Annotated in this window: 17 protein-coding genes; 11 read left to right on the forward strand and 6 right to left on the reverse strand. The window is 58.2% G+C overall.

The window, feature by feature from the left end:
* Window position 1: 1 nt before the first annotated feature.
* From AC2FI8_RS10710 to yddG, 10 genes are all read left to right on the forward strand, one after another.
* Entirely contained in the window at window positions 2-568 is a 567-nt protein-coding gene (locus tag AC2FI8_RS10710; RefSeq protein WP_058273552.1) for a TlpA disulfide reductase family protein, read from the forward strand.
* Window positions 569-660: 92 nt separating this feature from the next.
* The gene (locus AC2FI8_RS10715; protein WP_058278908.1) at window positions 661-990 is read left to right on the forward strand and encodes a hypothetical protein; all 330 of its coding nucleotides are present in this window, start codon (window positions 661-663) and stop codon (window positions 988-990) included.
* 60 nt (window positions 991-1,050) lie between these two features.
* Window positions 1,051-1,437: a hypothetical protein gene (locus AC2FI8_RS10720; RefSeq protein ID WP_496778947.1), complete on the forward strand. Its 387-nt coding sequence runs from the start codon at window positions 1,051-1,053 to the stop codon at window positions 1,435-1,437.
* On the forward strand, window positions 1,434-2,405 hold the full coding sequence (locus AC2FI8_RS10725) for a sterol desaturase family protein (protein ID WP_058278810.1): 972 nt from the start codon (window positions 1,434-1,436) through the stop codon (window positions 2,403-2,405). The genes AC2FI8_RS10720 and AC2FI8_RS10725 overlap by 4 nt, the downstream gene beginning before the upstream one ends.
* 90 nt (window positions 2,406-2,495) lie before the next feature.
* The gene (locus tag AC2FI8_RS10730) at window positions 2,496-2,684 is read left to right on the forward strand and encodes a hypothetical protein (RefSeq protein WP_113792041.1); all 189 of its coding nucleotides are present in this window, start codon (window positions 2,496-2,498) and stop codon (window positions 2,682-2,684) included.
* Window positions 2,685-2,787: 103 nt separating this feature from the next.
* Window positions 2,788-3,621 carry an EAL domain-containing protein gene (locus AC2FI8_RS10735; protein ID WP_496738892.1) on the forward strand — a complete coding sequence of 278 codons (834 nt, stop codon included), beginning with the start codon at window positions 2,788-2,790 and terminating at the stop codon, window positions 3,619-3,621.
* Between the two features lie 183 nt (window positions 3,622-3,804).
* Entirely contained in the window at window positions 3,805-4,980 is a 1,176-nt protein-coding gene (locus tag AC2FI8_RS10740) for an acetyl-CoA C-acetyltransferase (protein ID WP_496767575.1), read from the forward strand.
* A gap of 187 nt (window positions 4,981-5,167) precedes the next feature.
* Entirely contained in the window at window positions 5,168-5,890 is a 723-nt protein-coding gene (gene phbB, locus AC2FI8_RS10745; protein WP_109312925.1) for an acetoacetyl-CoA reductase, read from the forward strand.
* 303 nt (window positions 5,891-6,193) lie between these two features.
* The gene (locus AC2FI8_RS10750; protein WP_496707309.1) at window positions 6,194-7,141 is read left to right on the forward strand and encodes a transcriptional regulator GcvA; all 948 of its coding nucleotides are present in this window, start codon (window positions 6,194-6,196) and stop codon (window positions 7,139-7,141) included.
* The gene (gene yddG / locus AC2FI8_RS10755; RefSeq protein ID WP_058273561.1) at window positions 7,138-8,004 is read left to right on the forward strand and encodes an aromatic amino acid exporter YddG; all 867 of its coding nucleotides are present in this window, start codon (window positions 7,138-7,140) and stop codon (window positions 8,002-8,004) included. Before AC2FI8_RS10750 ends, yddG begins: the two co-directional genes overlap by 4 nt.
* On the opposite strand, the gene AC2FI8_RS10760 is transcribed toward yddG, so the two are convergent.
* The 3 genes from AC2FI8_RS10760 to AC2FI8_RS10770 all read right to left on the reverse strand — a co-directional run bounded on the left by AC2FI8_RS10760 (window position 8,001) and on the right by AC2FI8_RS10770 (window position 9,272).
* On the reverse strand, window positions 8,001-8,165 hold the full coding sequence (locus AC2FI8_RS10760) for a YdcH family protein (RefSeq protein ID WP_082649277.1): 165 nt from the start codon (window positions 8,163-8,165) through the stop codon (window positions 8,001-8,003). The two genes, yddG and AC2FI8_RS10760, sit on opposite strands and share 4 nt — an antisense overlap.
* A gap of 121 nt (window positions 8,166-8,286) precedes the next feature.
* A complete protein-coding gene (locus AC2FI8_RS10765; RefSeq protein ID WP_496778950.1) occupies window positions 8,287-9,060 on the reverse strand; it encodes a tRNA1(Val) (adenine(37)-N6)-methyltransferase in 774 nt (257 codons plus the stop codon).
* Complete coding sequence (locus AC2FI8_RS10770) at window positions 9,057-9,272, reverse strand: putative signal transducing protein (RefSeq protein ID WP_037316655.1); 216 nt, start codon at window positions 9,270-9,272, stop codon at window positions 9,057-9,059. Before AC2FI8_RS10770 ends, AC2FI8_RS10765 begins: the two co-directional genes overlap by 4 nt.
* 56 nt (window positions 9,273-9,328) lie before the next feature.
* Between AC2FI8_RS10770 and AC2FI8_RS10775 the strand changes: the two genes are divergently transcribed.
* Window positions 9,329-10,327 carry a polyprenyl synthetase family protein gene (locus tag AC2FI8_RS10775; RefSeq protein ID WP_496778952.1) on the forward strand — a complete coding sequence of 333 codons (999 nt, stop codon included), beginning with the start codon at window positions 9,329-9,331 and terminating at the stop codon, window positions 10,325-10,327.
* On the opposite strand, the gene AC2FI8_RS10780 is transcribed toward AC2FI8_RS10775, so the two are convergent.
* The 3 genes from AC2FI8_RS10780 to AC2FI8_RS10790 all read right to left on the reverse strand — a co-directional run bounded on the left by AC2FI8_RS10780 (window position 10,320) and on the right by AC2FI8_RS10790 (window position 14,594).
* A complete protein-coding gene (locus tag AC2FI8_RS10780; RefSeq protein ID WP_496778954.1) occupies window positions 10,320-11,141 on the reverse strand; it encodes a 4-(cytidine 5'-diphospho)-2-C-methyl-D-erythritol kinase in 822 nt (273 codons plus the stop codon). The two genes, AC2FI8_RS10775 and AC2FI8_RS10780, sit on opposite strands and share 8 nt — an antisense overlap.
* Window positions 11,131-12,843, reverse strand: coding sequence for a tetratricopeptide repeat protein (locus tag AC2FI8_RS10785; protein WP_496778956.1), 1,713 nt, complete (start codon window positions 12,841-12,843; stop codon window positions 11,131-11,133). Before AC2FI8_RS10785 ends, AC2FI8_RS10780 begins: the two co-directional genes overlap by 11 nt.
* A 104-nt stretch (window positions 12,844-12,947) precedes the next feature.
* Window positions 12,948-14,594 (reverse strand): electron transfer flavoprotein-ubiquinone oxidoreductase, encoded by a 1,647-nt coding sequence (locus tag AC2FI8_RS10790; RefSeq protein ID WP_282152499.1) that lies wholly within the window; start codon window positions 14,592-14,594, stop codon window positions 12,948-12,950.
* Window positions 14,595-14,597 lie beyond the last annotated feature (3 nt).

The raw sequence follows: 14,597 nt of genomic DNA on the forward strand, positions 1-14,597 counted from the left end.
TATGCGCCTATTTCGTCTGATCCCCCTTTATATGGCCCTCGCGTTGGGTGCAAACGCGGCTTTGGCCACGGATGCCGAAACTCTGGCACCGCTCCGGGAGGACTCCTTAAAACGGCTGATCCTGCACAAAGAGCCAAAGCCAGTCGAAGCAGTTGAATTTCAGCTTGAGGATGACGGCGGCACCGCGACGCTTGCGGATTACAAGGGCAAGTATGTTCTGTTGAACTTCTGGGCCACCTGGTGCGCGCCGTGTCGCAAGGAAATGCCCCAGATCGCCGAGCTGCAGGAAGAATTCGGCGGCGACAAGTTCGAGGTCGTGACACTGGCCACCGGGCGCAACTCGCCAGCCGGGATCAAGAAGTTTTTCGAGGAAAACGGCATCGACAACCTGCCACGTCATCAGGATCCCCAATCGGCAGTTGCACGCAAAATGGGCGTGATCGCCCTGCCAATCACTGTCATTCTGGACCCCGACGGCAACGAGATTGCCCGCCTGATCGGAGATGCCGAGTGGAATTCGGACAGCGCCAAGGCCATCGTTTCAACCCTTGTCGAGGGCAACAGCTGAAGCATCAGGCCTTCCTGAACGTTTTGTGTTATGCTGAAACCGGCCCAGATGGGCCGGTTTTCGTTTGCAACCTGAAGGAAGGGGAGACGACGATGAAACCGGTAGTTCTGTTGATTGGAAAATTGCCCAACGTGATCGGTGATGTTGCGCGTCAATTGGATCACCTTCCGATCCAATGGCTTGGCGCGCATGATCAGGAAGAAGTCAAACGGCAGCTGGACGAAGAGCCGCGCATCGCCTGCGCGATCATGGGTGCCGGTCTTGATGACAGGATACGCGGCGAGATGGTGGGCATCATCGCGGCGCGCAGGCCCGATATCTGTATCCACCTAAAGGATCGCGCCTCGGGGCCGGACGGGTTGGTGCCGTTTGTCCAGCGAGTTGTCCAGTATGAGGTTCTGGACAGTCTGGAACATAGCTGACGCGACGCCACCTTTGACAGCCTGCCTGCCGCTTTGCACTCTGCCGCGCAGGAGGACGGAATGCCGCTTGAAATTCTATTGGTTCTGGTGGTCGGAGGCATCGCCGGGATAACCCTGTTGCTGCACCTGACAGGCAGATCCCGATTGCGCGTGCTATCGCCCGAATTGGCGTGGTCAGAATGGCTGCGTCATGCGCCGGATGATTCGATCATCGATGTCACCCTTGCACATGACGGGCACGCGGCCCTGATCCGAACCGAAACAGGAAATGGTCTGCTGTGGTCATTCGGCGCGGACACCGTTGCCCGACATCTGCTGGATTTTGATCTGCTGGACCACCCGCAAGGGTTCGAGGTTCTATTCCACGACTTCGGAACGCCCAAGGCCATAATCCACCTTGACGAACGCGAACGCCGCCACTGGCAGCACCTGATGGAGCCCGCATGACCGACCACGTGACTTTCCCGGACGCCGTGCAGTGGGCCGTCCCCTTTTTCATAGCTGCCATTCTGGCCGAGTTTCTGTGGATCGCCGTCAAAGGACGCGGTGGCCGCTATGAGACGCGGGACGCTGTCACATCGTTGATCATGGGGGCTGGCAACATCGCATCCGGCTTTCTGTTGGGGTTCATCGCCTATGCATTCTTCATGTGGCTGTGGCAGATCACGCCGCTGAACCTGGGCACCTCTATCCCTGTTATCCTTCTGTGCTTTGTGCTGGATGATTTCCGCTATTACTGGGTGCACCGCTTTGGTCACCGCATTCGCTGGGTCTGGGCCAGCCACGTGAACCACCACAGCTCGCAACACTACAACCTTACCACCGCCCTGCGTCAGACATGGACCTATACGTTTACCTTCATGATGGTAGTTCGCGCGCCTCTGATCCTACTGGGTTTCCATCCGGCGATGGTGCTGTTCGTGGGTGGTCTGAACCTGATCTATCAGTTCTGGATTCACACCGAGGCGATTGGCAAAATGCCCCGCTGGTTTGAGGCGGTGATGAACACGCCCAGCCACCACCGCGCCCATCATGGTCGCAATGCACGCTACCTGGACTGCAACTATGCCGGCGTTTTCATCATCTGGGACAAGCTGTTCGGGACCTTCGTGCCGGAACAGGAAGACGACCGCGTCGACTATGGGCTGGTTCACAATATCGGCACCTTCAACCCGCTGCGTGTGGCCTTTCACGAATGGGTTGGAATTTGGCGCGACGCGACACAACCGGGCCTGACAATGCGTCAGCGACTGGCTTATTGCTTTGCCCCCCCCGGCTACAGCCATGATGGCAGCCGGGACAATTCCGAACAGATTAAAGCCAAGCATCTGGACCGCCACCCGGAAGATCGTGGAACGCCAGGATTCGAACAATTCGACACCAAACAGCCCAATACGCAGGCAAAACAGGCCTGATGCCGCCGACCTATCCGACCTGATTCTTGAAATCCGGCCCTCGCGTCCCATATCCAATCGATGTGTGCAGTGCGAGTAACCGGAGACAACATGACCAGACTGACAACCCTTTCCACCGTTATGGGCCTTACCGGAGTGGTGCTCGCTATGTTGACGGCGTTGGCTGGAGGTGCGACGGGGATCGTCGCGTTGGGCTTTGGCATGATGCTTTTGGGCTTCATGGGTGCGCTGGTTGGTGGCTTTGCAGCGCTGGGACGCATCTGGGAAACGACACGGTAACCCAAGCCTGACCTTAAACAATTACGTTTGTCTTAACCGCAGATTCATACCTTTCCTCTGAAATCGTCACCAGACCGGCGGCGCTAAAGGAAACGGGTTGTACATGCGGAAGAAGGTACTGGCAGATTTGCCCGAAGGTGGGGACAGCCCCTTGAACGCGGCTGTCAAATCCCGCGATGCCTCAACGATTGAAATGGCGACCGAGGCGGTGAAGCACAAACAGTGCAAACTGGCCTTTCAACCGGTGATGCAGGCGAACAGGCCGCATGACGTGGCCTTCTACGAAGGCTTCATCAGAGTGCTGGACGAAACCGGTCGGGTCATCCCCGCGCGCGAGTTCATGCCACAACTGGAAAACACTCCAATCGGGCGCGAGCTGGACTGTGTCGCGCTTGAAATGGGATTGCGGACGCTGACCAAAAACCCCGACATTCGCCTGTCCATCAACATGTCAGCCCGTTCGATCGGTTACGCGCGATGGTCACGTGTGCTGGAGCGGTTTTTGAAGAAAGATGCCAATATCGGCGAAAGGTTGATCATGGAAATCTCAGAAAGCTCGGCCATGACGGTGCCTGAGCTGGTGATCGATTTCATGGACCGGCTGCAGCCGCGCGGAATCGCCTTTGCGCTTGATGATTTTGGGGCAAGCAATTTCAGCTTTCGAAATTTTCGCGAGTTTTTCTTTGATGCCGCCAAGATTGATGGCCAATTCATCCACGGAATCGGCGAAAATCCGGACAATCAGGCGCTGGTGCGGGCCTTGATCGCCGTGGCGCGGGAATTCGAGATTCTGGTGACCGCCGAATCAGTCGAAACACAGAAGGATGCCGAATTCCTTATCGCCAACGGCGTCGACTGCCTGCAGGGGTTCCTGTTTGGCGCCCCTACCGTTTCCGCCCCGTGGAAGGCGGAAAAGCGCAAACATACAGCCAGTTAGAGTGATTTATCCGGTCCACGCCCGACCTGAGGCAAGCTGACCGTTGCTGCAACTGCAGCGTTGCGCTATGCCATGTGGAGTTGGAGCGGGGAACATGAGGCGCTCTTACTGCCACAGAGTTATCTTTGTGCGATCCGCGCCGTCGAATATCCCGCAGGACCTTGACGGTAAAGGATTGTCTAAATGACCAACGTAGTAATCGCATCCGCCGCGCGTACCGGAGTGGGCAGCTTTGGCGGCTCGTTTGCAAACACACCAGCGCATGATCTTGGGGCCGCCGTACTGGAGGCCGTAGTAGAACGCGCAGGCGTGGAAAAGGGCGAAGTCAGCGAAACCATTCTGGGACAGGTGCTGACGGCAGCTCAGGGTCAGAACCCCGCCCGTCAGGCACATATCAACGCCGGTCTGCCACAGGAAAGCGCAGCATGGGGCCTCAACCAGGTTTGCGGCTCTGGTCTGCGGGCCGTTGCTTTGGGTGCTCAGCACATCCAACTGGGCGACGCTGATATCGTGGCTGCCGGTGGTCAGGAAAACATGACCCTTTCGCCCCACGCCGCCGCTCTGCGTGCAGGTCAAAAGATGGGCGACATGAAGTACATCGACACGATGATCCGCGATGGTCTGTGGGATGCTTTCAATGGCTATCACATGGGCCAGACCGCTGAAAACGTCGCCGAGAAATGGCAGATCAGCCGTGACATGCAGGACGAATTCGCCGTCGCGTCGCAGAACAAGGCTGAAGCCGCGCAAAAGGCTGGCAAGTTCGCCGACGAAATCACCCCCTTTACCATCAAGACCCGCAAGGGCGACATCGTGATGGACGCTGACGAGTACATTCGCCATGGCGCCACCATGGAAGCGATGGCAAAGCTGCGCCCGGCCTTCACCAAGGACGGTTCGGTCACGGCCGCAAACGCATCCGGCCTGAATGACGGCGCGGCGGCGACCCTGCTAATGTCCGCCGAAAATGCTGAAAAGCGCGGAATCGAGCCACTGGGCCGTATCGCATCCTATGCAACCGCCGGTCTGGACCCGTCGATCATGGGCGTAGGCCCGATCTACGCTTCGCGCAAAGCGCTGGAAAAAGCGGGCTGGTCCGTTGACGATCTGGATCTGGTCGAGGCGAACGAAGCGTTTGCCGCACAGGCCTGCGCCGTGAATAAGGACATGGGCTGGGATCCGTCGATCGTGAACGTGAACGGCGGCGCCATTGCCATCGGTCACCCGATCGGCGCTTCGGGCTGCCGCGTTCTGAACACGCTGCTCTTCGAAATGAAACGCCGCGACGCGAAGAAAGGTCTCGCCACTCTCTGCATCGGCGGCGGCATGGGCGTCGCCCTGTGCGTGGAGCGCGACTAAGTGCTTTGACAAGCGAATAGAAAAGGGCGTCCCTTGGGCGCCCTTTTTTGTTACATTGGGCCCTTAACCCAAAGATGCGACGATATTGCCACGCGGAATTTAGAAAATCATGACGAAACAATATTGCGCACGATCACCTCTCAAAGTAACAGCATTACCAAGACGACTTTAATTGGAGGATTCCTAAATGGCACGTACAGCACTCGTTACCGGCGGCTCTCGCGGCATCGGCGCAGCAATTTCCAAGGCGCTCAAGGCCGAAGGGTACAATGTTGCAGCCACCTATGCGGGGAACGACGAAGCCGCCGCGAAGTTCACCGAAGAGACCGGCATCGCCACCTACAAGTGGAACGTCGCTGATTACGACGAATCCAAAGCCGGAATTGAAAAAGTCGAAGCCGAGGTTGGCGCGATCGACATCGTGGTTGCAAACGCGGGCATCACTCGCGACGCACCCTTCCACAAGATGACCCCCGAACAGTGGCACCAGGTAATCGACACCAACCTGACCGGCGTGTTCAACACAGTGCACCCTGTCTGGAACGGCATGCGCGAGCGTAAGTTCGGCCGCGTCATCGTCATCAGCTCGATCAATGGTCAGAAGGGCCAGTTCGCTCAGGTGAACTATGCCGCGACCAAAGCAGGCGATCTGGGCATCGTGAAATCGCTGGCGCAGGAAGGCGCGCGTGCAGGCATTACCGCCAACGCGATCTGCCCCGGCTATATCGCAACCGAGATGGTGATGGCTGTTCCTGAAAAAGTCCGCGAATCCATTATCGGCCAGATCCCAGCAGGTCGCCTGGGTGAGCCCGAAGAAATCGCGCGCTGCGTGGCGTTCCTGGCATCCGACGATTCTCAGTTCATCAATGGCTCGACCATCTCGGCCAACGGTGCGCAATTCTTCGTCTGATTTGAAGCGTAGAAAAGACAACGGGCCGGTCCATTTCGGACCGGCCCTTTTTTATCCCGTAAGAACGCGCGCGCTGCGCTCAGCGGGAACCGAATAGCCACATAAGGGCGTGTTTGATCATCTTGCCACGTTCAGCATGGGCCCGCTGAAAGGCGCGGGCAGCTGCGGGGTTGGTCGTCATTTCGATCATGGCAGTCATCCTTTCAGTTCAGCTATGTTTGACTTGAACCCAATATGCGCCTTATCAAGAAAGGCGACAAACGAGCTTTCTTTGGGTTTCAGTTAAGATATTCTTGCGTATTGATGAGCGATTACCTTCCCCCGCTAACTGCCCTGCGTGCCTTCGACGCAGCAGCACGCCACATGTCCTTTGCCAAAGCCGCAGAGGAGTTGCGCGTGACCCCGGCAGCCCTGTCTTTCCAGATCAAGTCACTGGAGGAACATCTGGGCCGGCCCTTGTTTCACCGCTTGAACCGCGCGGTTGAGCTGACCGAGGCCGGACGCGCCCTTGCCCCCGGCGCGGCCGAAGGATTCGCCGCACTGCAGACGGCATGGCAAGCTGCGCGCCGACAGGGCAACGATACCTCGCTGACCGTGACAGCAGGCCCGGCGCTGACAGCCAAATGGCTGGCACCGCGCCTGTATGAATTTGCACGGGCGCATCCCGAGATTGACCTGAAATTCTCGGCAACGTTGCGGATTATGGATCTTGAACGTGATGACGTGGATGTGGCCATTCGATTTGGTTACGGGGGGGATGAAGGATTGTATTCCCTGCAAGTTCGCAAGGAATGGCTGACACCGGTGATGACACCAGATCTGGCCGAGCAATTCCCCACCCCCGACAGCCTGCGGGACGCACCATTGATCTTTGACGATTCGATTGCGTTCCTACAACCGCCCAGCGATTGGCCGACCTGGTTCCGCGCGGTCGGAGTGGAATATGCCCCAACGCATGGCGCGCATTTTTCGAACGCAGACCACGCAATTGATGCAGCGGTTGCGGGCGTTGGCGTGGTACTGGGTCGCCGGGCTATGATCTTGAAGGACCTTACCGAGGGACGTCTTGTTGCTCCGTTCAAAACGGCTATCGAAACACAAGGCCGGTTTCGGTTTCTGTGCTTGCCAGGTGCAGAAAATAGGCCCCAAATCGCCGCCTTCCGCGACTGGTTCATGGCCGAGATCGAAAAGACCGCGCATATCTCGGACGAATTCAACATCATCCCGGTCCAAGAGGTTCAAAGCCTATGACCAAATCGCGCGCTACAGCCATCGGGTTTGCCGCCGTCTTGCTGTGGTCGCTGCTGGCCTTGTTCACCGTCGGGTCATCCCCCACGCCGCCACTGTTGCTGAATGCAATCTGCTTTTCGATTGGTGGAACACTTGGCCTGATCTGGACTTGGCGCAGCGGTGGGTTGCGGCAATTGCGGGACGTGCCGTGGACTACCTATCTGTTCGGCACAATCGGGTTGTTCGGCTATCACGCGCTATATTTCTCGGCCCTTCGCATGGCCCCGGCGGCCGAGGCTGGTCTGATCGCATATCTCTGGCCGTTGCTCATCGTGTTGTTTTCCGGGCTTTTGCCGGGCGAACACCTGCGCATCGGACATTTGTTCGGCGCATGTCTGGGGTTTGCAGGGGCTGCCGTGATCATCGCCGGAGGCGGCAGCACAGGGTTTCAGACCGACCACCTGCCCGGCTACGCCTTGGCCTTGTTATGCGCGTTGACGTGGTCTGGATACTCGGTCCTGTCGCGTCGGCTGGGCGATACGCCAACTAGCTCTGTCGCCGTTTTCTGTATTGCGACCGCCATAGCATCCAGTTTGCTGCACCTTGCTGTCGAAGATACCGTCTGGCCTGACAGTGCCTTTAGCTGGACGTCCGTGATCGCACTGGGCCTGGGGCCGGTGGGGTTGGCGTTCTATGTCTGGGATATCGGGGTCAAGCAAGGCGACATACAGCTCTTGGGGACGGCGTCGTACGCGGCACCCTTGTTGTCTACGCTAGCTTTGGTTGTGGCCGGGATCGCCGCCCCGTCCTGGGGTCTGGCGATCGCGGCCCTATTGATTACTGGCGGCGCGGCCATTGCCGCGCGGGCGAGTATGAAAACCTAGGCTGACAGGCGTTCGATCTCTTCTTTTAGCCTTAGTTTTTGTTTTTTGAGTTGAGCGATATGGAGATCATCGATACCTGGCGCGCGTTGGGCTTGTTCAACTTCAAGACCGAGAGTTTCGTGCTTTTTCTTCAGTTCGGTCAGATGTGCGCTCACGCTCATGGCGATACTCCTTCGTTGGTGTCTCAGGTTCACGTAAGAAGTTGACCACATCGTTTCCAGCCTGTCACGCCGCAGACGCACAGAATCTGTAATAAATCCGACAAATTCGGCTGGTTAATGCCTATTGATCAGAAAACCCCGGCAGCGAGGCCCCTTCGCGCAATACGTCGGAGACCTTTGGCGTATAACTTTCCCCATCACGTTCGTGCCGATCCCCGTCGTGTAAAACGACCGGCGCATGCAGCTGAAAATCGGCGCGGCCACCCTTTCTGGCCCGTAAAATTACCAGTTCGGCCTTACGACCGGCTCTGGCAGCCAGCGGCAGGATTTCGACCGATCCCAATCGCCCTTCGCATGCCATCAATATGTCGGGAAGACGGTTGGCTTTCTGGATCATATGCAAGTACCCGCGAGGCGCGAGGCGCTTGGCCGCGCAGTCAATCCATGTCTCCAAAGGCGTTTGCTCGCCCAATGCAATACTACGCCCCGTGTCATCGGCCGGGCTATGCGCGCCAGCACGGTAATAAGGCGGGTTTGCGAGTACATGATCGAATTGCCGCTGTTTGAGCGTAGCTGGCAATGCACTGATATCGGCCTCGACTACCTCCAGCGGCGCGTCATTTTCCGCGGCGTTTCGGCGTGCCAATTCTGCATAGCTTGCCTGTAACTCGACCCCAACGGCCTGCAGACCCGGCACGCGGGCCAGCAGGCACAGGATCGCGGCACCCGCGCCACAGCCCAGTTCCAACACGGTGTGACCACGTGTCGCCGGGACGACCGCTGCCAGCAAAACCGGGTCAACCCCCGCGCGATATCCTGCGCGCGGCTGCAACAAACGCACACGCCCGCCCAGAAAATCATTTTGGGTCAATTCACTATCGGAAAACAGGTTCATCTGCCCAGAGGGATTTCGTTGTCGCGCATTACCCGTTCTGCGCGGGTCAGGTCATCGGCTCGCACCATCAGGCGGCGCGGAAAGATTCCTATGCCTCCTTCGAGGATGCTCATATTTACGTCCATCTGAAAGCAGTCTATATCCTCGCCCTCAAGAAGGGCGGAAGCAAAGGCCAGAATCGTCGGATCGGTGCTGCGCAAAAGTTCTTTCATGGGGATGGATGTAAGGGCAAGGCAAGGCGGAAGTCGAGCCTTGTATCAGGAGAGTGATGAACATCGACACGATCTCGAAACCGCATGAGCGCCTGGCCGAGATTCTGGACGGCGAATTGGATGCCGTAAACCAGTTGATCCGTACGCGCATGGCGTCGGAACACGCACCGCGCATCCCGGAAGTGACTGCGCATCTGGTTGAAGCAGGCGGCAAGCGTCTGCGCCCAATGCTTACGCTGGCGGCAGCCCGGATGTTTGGCTATCCGGGTGATCATCACGTGCGACTGGCCGCGACAGTCGAATTTATTCATACCGCGACCCTGTTGCACGACGATGTCGTTGATGAAAGCGCCCAGCGGCGTGGCCGTCCCACGGCGAACCTGTTGTGGGACAATAAATCCAGCGTTCTGGTCGGCGACTACCTGTTTTCCCGCAGTTTCCAGCTGATGGTTGAAACCGGGTCGCTGCGGGTGCTGGACATTCTGGCCAATGCCTCGGCCACCATCGCCGAGGGCGAAGTGCTGCAGATGACCGCAGCCACCGATCTGGGCACTTCCGAGGCCATTTACCTGCAGGTCGTGCGCGGTAAGACCGCCGCGCTGTTCTCCGCTGCAACCGAGGTAGGCGGCGTGATTGCTGGCGCGGCTGAGGATCAGGTCAAGGCGCTATACGAATACGGCGATGCGCTGGGAATTGCGTTCCAAATTGCCGATGACCTGTTGGATTATCAGGGTGACAGCAAGGCAACCGGCAAGAATGTCGGCGACGACTTCCGCGAGCGCAAACTGACCTTGCCCGTCATCAAAGCCATCGCACAGGCCACCCCGGAAGAGCACGCCTTTTGGGAGCGTACAATTGGTCGAGGCCGTCAGGAAGACGGCGATCTGGACCATGCGCTGAGCCTGATGAACAAATACGGCACGCTGGACGCCACACGGTCGGATGCATTTGGGTGGGCCACCAAAGCCAAGACCGCGCTGGATGCGCTGCCGAATCACGAGATCCGGTCGTTGCTGCGCGATCTGGCTGACTACGTGGTTTCGCGCCTCAATTAAGCTGCGTGGCGCGGCACCACCAATCGGGGTGCGCAGCGCCAATCTCGTAAACTGCGAAATGGGCGGCTTTCATGGTTGGGTAGAGCGCAAAACAGGTCGAACCCGAACCTGACATCCGAGCCAGCAGAACATCTTTCGTATCCGACAGATCATCCAGCACCCGGGCAACCTCGGGTGCGATACTCTTTGTCGGTGGCTCCAAGTCATTGCGTTGTTCCCGCAGCCAATCCGCGCATGCCTCAGACGTCTCAAAGATCGGGATATCATCAGGCATTGGCGGGTTGTCGCGGCTCTGCAAAGCAGAGAATACGGCGCCGGTTGGGACTTCGACACCGGGATTGACCAAAAGCGCGGGCAATTGCGGCAATGAGACCGGCTGCAACCGCTCGCCGATGCCCCGCATCCGGGTGGCCCTTGCCATCATGCAAACCGGCACATCCGCACCAAGGGTCAGGGCAGTTTCGCTGGGGATAGCTACACCCTGATCTGCGATCATGCGCAGTGTCGCCGCGGCGTCGGATGATCCGCCGCCAATGCCACCACCGTGGGGCAGCGCTTTGTTCAGGTTGATATGCCCGGTCCATCCAGCGGCGGCGGCGGCTTTCCAGACTAGATTTCGGTCGTCCGCCGGAACGCCCTTGGCGTGTTCACCGGCGATTGACAGCGACAGCTCTGGCCCCGGCGTGAATTCCAGCTTATCCCCGACATCTGCAAACACTACGAGAGAGTCCAGCAGATGATATCCATTATCGCGTCGGCCGGTCACATGCAGGGTCAGGTTGATCTTGGCGGGCGCGAAACCCTCAATTGCCATTGGCGACTTTCAATGGATCGGCGCCTTCTTCGGCCAAGACCGCGTCCAAGCCCACCTCAATCTTGCGACGAATGCGCTCGGGGTCGGCCTCACCATCTGTGTCGTCGGGATCAACAAAGGACAGAGCACGCTTCCACTGAAATTCAGCTTCGCGCGCGCGGCCCACGGCCCAATAGACATCGCCAAGGTGGTCATTTACCACAGGATCAACCGGCATCAGTTCGACCGCACGCTCCATATGAGCGACAGCTTCGTCGTAGCGGCCCAATCGGAACAAAACCCATCCCAGACTGTCGACAATATAGCCGCTGTCGGGGCGCGCCGCGACAGCGCGTTCGATCATGTTCAGTGCTTCGTCCAGCTTTTCCTGCCGTTCGACCAGCGAGTAGCCCAAATAGTTCAGAACTTGTGGTTGATCAGGGTTCAGTTCCAGCGCGCGACGGAAATCGGCCTCAGCCGCTTCCCAGTGCTTGAGACGTTCATGCGAGATACCGCGGGCGTAATACAAAAACCAGTTGCCGCTGACACCCTGCTCGGTCAGTTCGATAGCAGTGTCATAGGTCCCAACGGCATCGACATAGTTTTCTTGCCGCCGTTGCAGATCAGCCAGGGCTACATGCACACTGGGCAGGCTGGGGCTTTGCGCCGCGAGGTTATGCAGAACTTCGGCGGCTGCATCCGTTTTTCCCGAACGGCTCAGAACTTCGGCCCGGCCCAACTCGGCCGCGTGGTAATCGCTGCTGGTGGACGGCACCATGCGATAGGCTTCGACGGCCAGGTCATATTGTTCCAGCGCATCCAGCAATTCGGCACTCAGAAGGATTGCGTCCACGTGGTCGGAACGCAGGAACGCAGCAATCCGGGCATAGAGAAGCACATAATCCTGTGACGCCTCACTGCTGAGCGCGGCACCGACAGCGAAGAACACTTCAGCCATACCGTCCTGCGCCGACTGTATGTGCGTAAACGGCAACGTTTCACCCGCCTTCAAACGCGCCACGTAACCTTCGATGGATGGGTCGCTACCCGCCGCAAAAACGTCTTCCAGATATTGCAGGGCGTCTTCGTTGCGGTCCAGCTGCGACAGAACTTCGGTCCGGGCCAAGGCCGCGCGGCGCGAGAACCGCGACACCGCTCCGTTGTTTGCCGCAAAAATCTCTTCAGCCCCTTCGAAGTCACCAATCGACGCCAGCGCCAACGCCTTGTGGTAAAGCGCGAATTCCAGAAGCCCCTCCTGGGTGCCGACCTCGTCGAACTTTTCCATCGCTTTGGTCATGGCACCTTGCGCCACATAGACCCAACCCAGAATCAAACCATCTACTAATGGCCCAACGCCTTGGGTTTCAGGATCACGAGCAAGCAGCTCATCCAGCTTTCCGTCGTCAATCAGGTTGGCCATGATGACCATCTTTGCCGCCTGACTTGGCAGTTCAAGCGCCTCAATTGACTGCGCAACCGGCAGCGCGCGCCCAATCTCACCCAATGCAAGACGCGCTACAACGACGTTTTCCAGAAGTTTGCCATTTTCAGGGTCGGCGCGCAGGGCCTGCGCATAATATTTCTCGGCAGAAATATAATCGCTTTGATAAATCGCCTGACGCCCGGCCAAATACGACCCAGAGCCAGAGTCCGACAGCGCCGGGAATGCAAATGACGAGGTTAAAAGCGCGGCAAATGCCGCGCGACGAACGAGGGAAGCCACCAAAATCCTGCCTTGCTATCGTTGACTGGACAACAAGCTAGGGCTTTGACCGGAAAGAGGCAATGGCAGAGCCTTCACGACCCCGCCATTGCCCATGTTTTCGCTTACATGTTGGGATAGTTCGGTCCATCCCCGCCCTGCGGCGTGGTCCAGGTGATGTTCTGACTGGGGTCCTTGATGTCGCAGGTTTTGCAGTGGACGCAGTTCTGGAAGTTGATGACGAATCGCGCGCCATCTTCATCCTCGACCATCTCGTACACGCCTGCCGGGCAATAGCGCTGCGCCGGTTCATCGTATTTGGGCATGTTTACTTTGACCGGGATTTCCGGATCAGCCAGCTTCAGGTGGCAAGGCTGGCTTTCCTCATGGTTGGTCATCGCAAAGGACACGTTGGTCAGACGATCAAAGGACAGTTTGCCATCGGGCTTTGGATAATCGATGGGCTTGTGCTTGCTGGCCTCTTCGGTCGATTCAGCATCGTTCTTGCCGTGACCCAGCGTGCCCAGCAGCGAAAAGCCCAGCGTGTTGGTCCACATGTCCATGCCGCCCAACATCAGGCTGGCGGTCAGGCCGTATTTCGACCACAGCGGCTTGACGTTGCGCACCTTCTTCAGATCTGCGCCAATTGCACCTTCGCGCACGTCGGTTTCATAGGCGGTCAGTTCATCACCCGAACGTTCGGCCTTGATGGCGTCAAACGCCGCTTCAGCCGCCGCTTTGCCCGACAACATCGCGTTGTGGTTGCCCTTAATGCGCGGCACGTTGACCATGCCTGCGGAACAACCCAACAGAGCCACGCCCGGCGCAACCAGCTTGGGCATTGACTGATAACCACCCTCGGTGATGGCACGGGCGCCGTAAGCGACGCGCTTGCCGCCTTTCAGCAGCTCGGCCACCATCGGGTGGTGCTTAAAACGCTGGAATTCCATGTAGGGGTACAGGTGTGGGTTCTTGTAGTTCAGGTGAACCACGAAACCGACGTAGACCTGATTGTTTTCAAGATGATAGATGAACGACCCGCCGCCCGCGTTGCTGCCCAGCGGCCAACCCATCGTATGCGTGACCGAGCCTTCCTTGTGCTTGGCCGGGTCGATCTCCCAGATCTCTTTCATGCCCACGCCGTATTTCTGCACCTCTTTGCCAGCAGAGAGGTCATACTTGGCGATCACTTCCTTGGACAGCGAACCGCGCACACCTTCCGACAGGAAGACGTACTTGCCATGCAGTTCCATGCCAGGCTCGGTTTGCGGCCCGTATGATCCATCAGGCTCTAGGCCGAAGACACCGGCGACGACGCCTTTGACTTCGCCATTGTCGCCATAAACCAGTTCCGAACACGCCATGCCGGGGAAGATTTCCACGCCCAGCTCTTCCGCCTGTTCAGCCATCCAGCGGCAAACGTTACCCATCGAAACGATGTAGTTGCCGTGGTTGTTCATCAGCGGCGGCATTGGGAAGTTGGGAATGCGAATCTTGCCCGCCTCGCCCAGCATGTAGAAGTTATCTTCATGCACCGGCACGTTCAGCGGCGCGCCTTTTTCTTTCCAGTCCGGGATCAGTGCGTCCAGCCCGCAAGGGTCCAGAACCGCGCCCGACAGGATATGTGCGCCCACTTCCGAGCCCTTTTCCAGAACCACGACGTTCAGGTCGGCATCCAGCTGTTTCAGACGGATGGCCGCCGACAGGCCCGCGGGGCCTGCACCCACGATCACCACGTCGTATTCCATTGCTTCGCGTTCAATCTCGGCCATCGC

Source organism: Ruegeria sp. CDSB029 (assembly GCF_059611125.1).

Excerpts from the sequence above, each read along its gene's own strand:
- AC2FI8_RS10715 (WP_058278908.1), top strand. The coding sequence starts at position 661 with ATGAAACCGGTAGTTCTGTTGATTGGAAAATTGCCCAACGTGATCGGT.
- AC2FI8_RS10780 (WP_496778954.1), bottom strand. The coding sequence starts at position 11,141 with ATGGCAATTGAGGGTTTCGCGCCCGCCAAGATCAACCTGACCCTGCAT.
- AC2FI8_RS10710 (WP_058273552.1), top strand. The coding sequence starts at position 2 with ATGCGCCTATTTCGTCTGATCCCCCTTTATATGGCCCTCGCGTTGGGT.
- AC2FI8_RS10720 (WP_496778947.1), top strand. The coding sequence starts at position 1,051 with ATGCCGCTTGAAATTCTATTGGTTCTGGTGGTCGGAGGCATCGCCGGG.
- AC2FI8_RS10730 (WP_113792041.1), top strand. The coding sequence starts at position 2,496 with ATGACCAGACTGACAACCCTTTCCACCGTTATGGGCCTTACCGGAGTG.
- AC2FI8_RS10790 (WP_282152499.1), bottom strand. The coding sequence starts at position 14,594 with ATGGCCGAGATTGAACGCGAAGCAATGGAATACGACGTGGTGATCGTG.
- AC2FI8_RS10750 (WP_496707309.1), top strand. The coding sequence starts at position 6,194 with ATGAGCGATTACCTTCCCCCGCTAACTGCCCTGCGTGCCTTCGACGCA.
- AC2FI8_RS10770 (WP_037316655.1), bottom strand. The coding sequence starts at position 9,272 with ATGAAAGAACTTTTGCGCAGCACCGATCCGACGATTCTGGCCTTTGCT.
- AC2FI8_RS10775 (WP_496778952.1), top strand. The coding sequence starts at position 9,329 with ATGAACATCGACACGATCTCGAAACCGCATGAGCGCCTGGCCGAGATT.
- AC2FI8_RS10735 (WP_496738892.1), top strand. The coding sequence starts at position 2,788 with ATGCGGAAGAAGGTACTGGCAGATTTGCCCGAAGGTGGGGACAGCCCC.
- AC2FI8_RS10760 (WP_082649277.1), bottom strand. The coding sequence starts at position 8,165 with ATGAGCGTGAGCGCACATCTGACCGAACTGAAGAAAAAGCACGAAACT.
- AC2FI8_RS10725 (WP_058278810.1), top strand. The coding sequence starts at position 1,434 with ATGACCGACCACGTGACTTTCCCGGACGCCGTGCAGTGGGCCGTCCCC.
- AC2FI8_RS10765 (WP_496778950.1), bottom strand. The coding sequence starts at position 9,060 with ATGAACCTGTTTTCCGATAGTGAATTGACCCAAAATGATTTTCTGGGC.
- AC2FI8_RS10740 (WP_496767575.1), top strand. The coding sequence starts at position 3,805 with ATGACCAACGTAGTAATCGCATCCGCCGCGCGTACCGGAGTGGGCAGC.
- yddG (WP_058273561.1), top strand. The coding sequence starts at position 7,138 with ATGACCAAATCGCGCGCTACAGCCATCGGGTTTGCCGCCGTCTTGCTG.
- phbB (WP_109312925.1), top strand. The coding sequence starts at position 5,168 with ATGGCACGTACAGCACTCGTTACCGGCGGCTCTCGCGGCATCGGCGCA.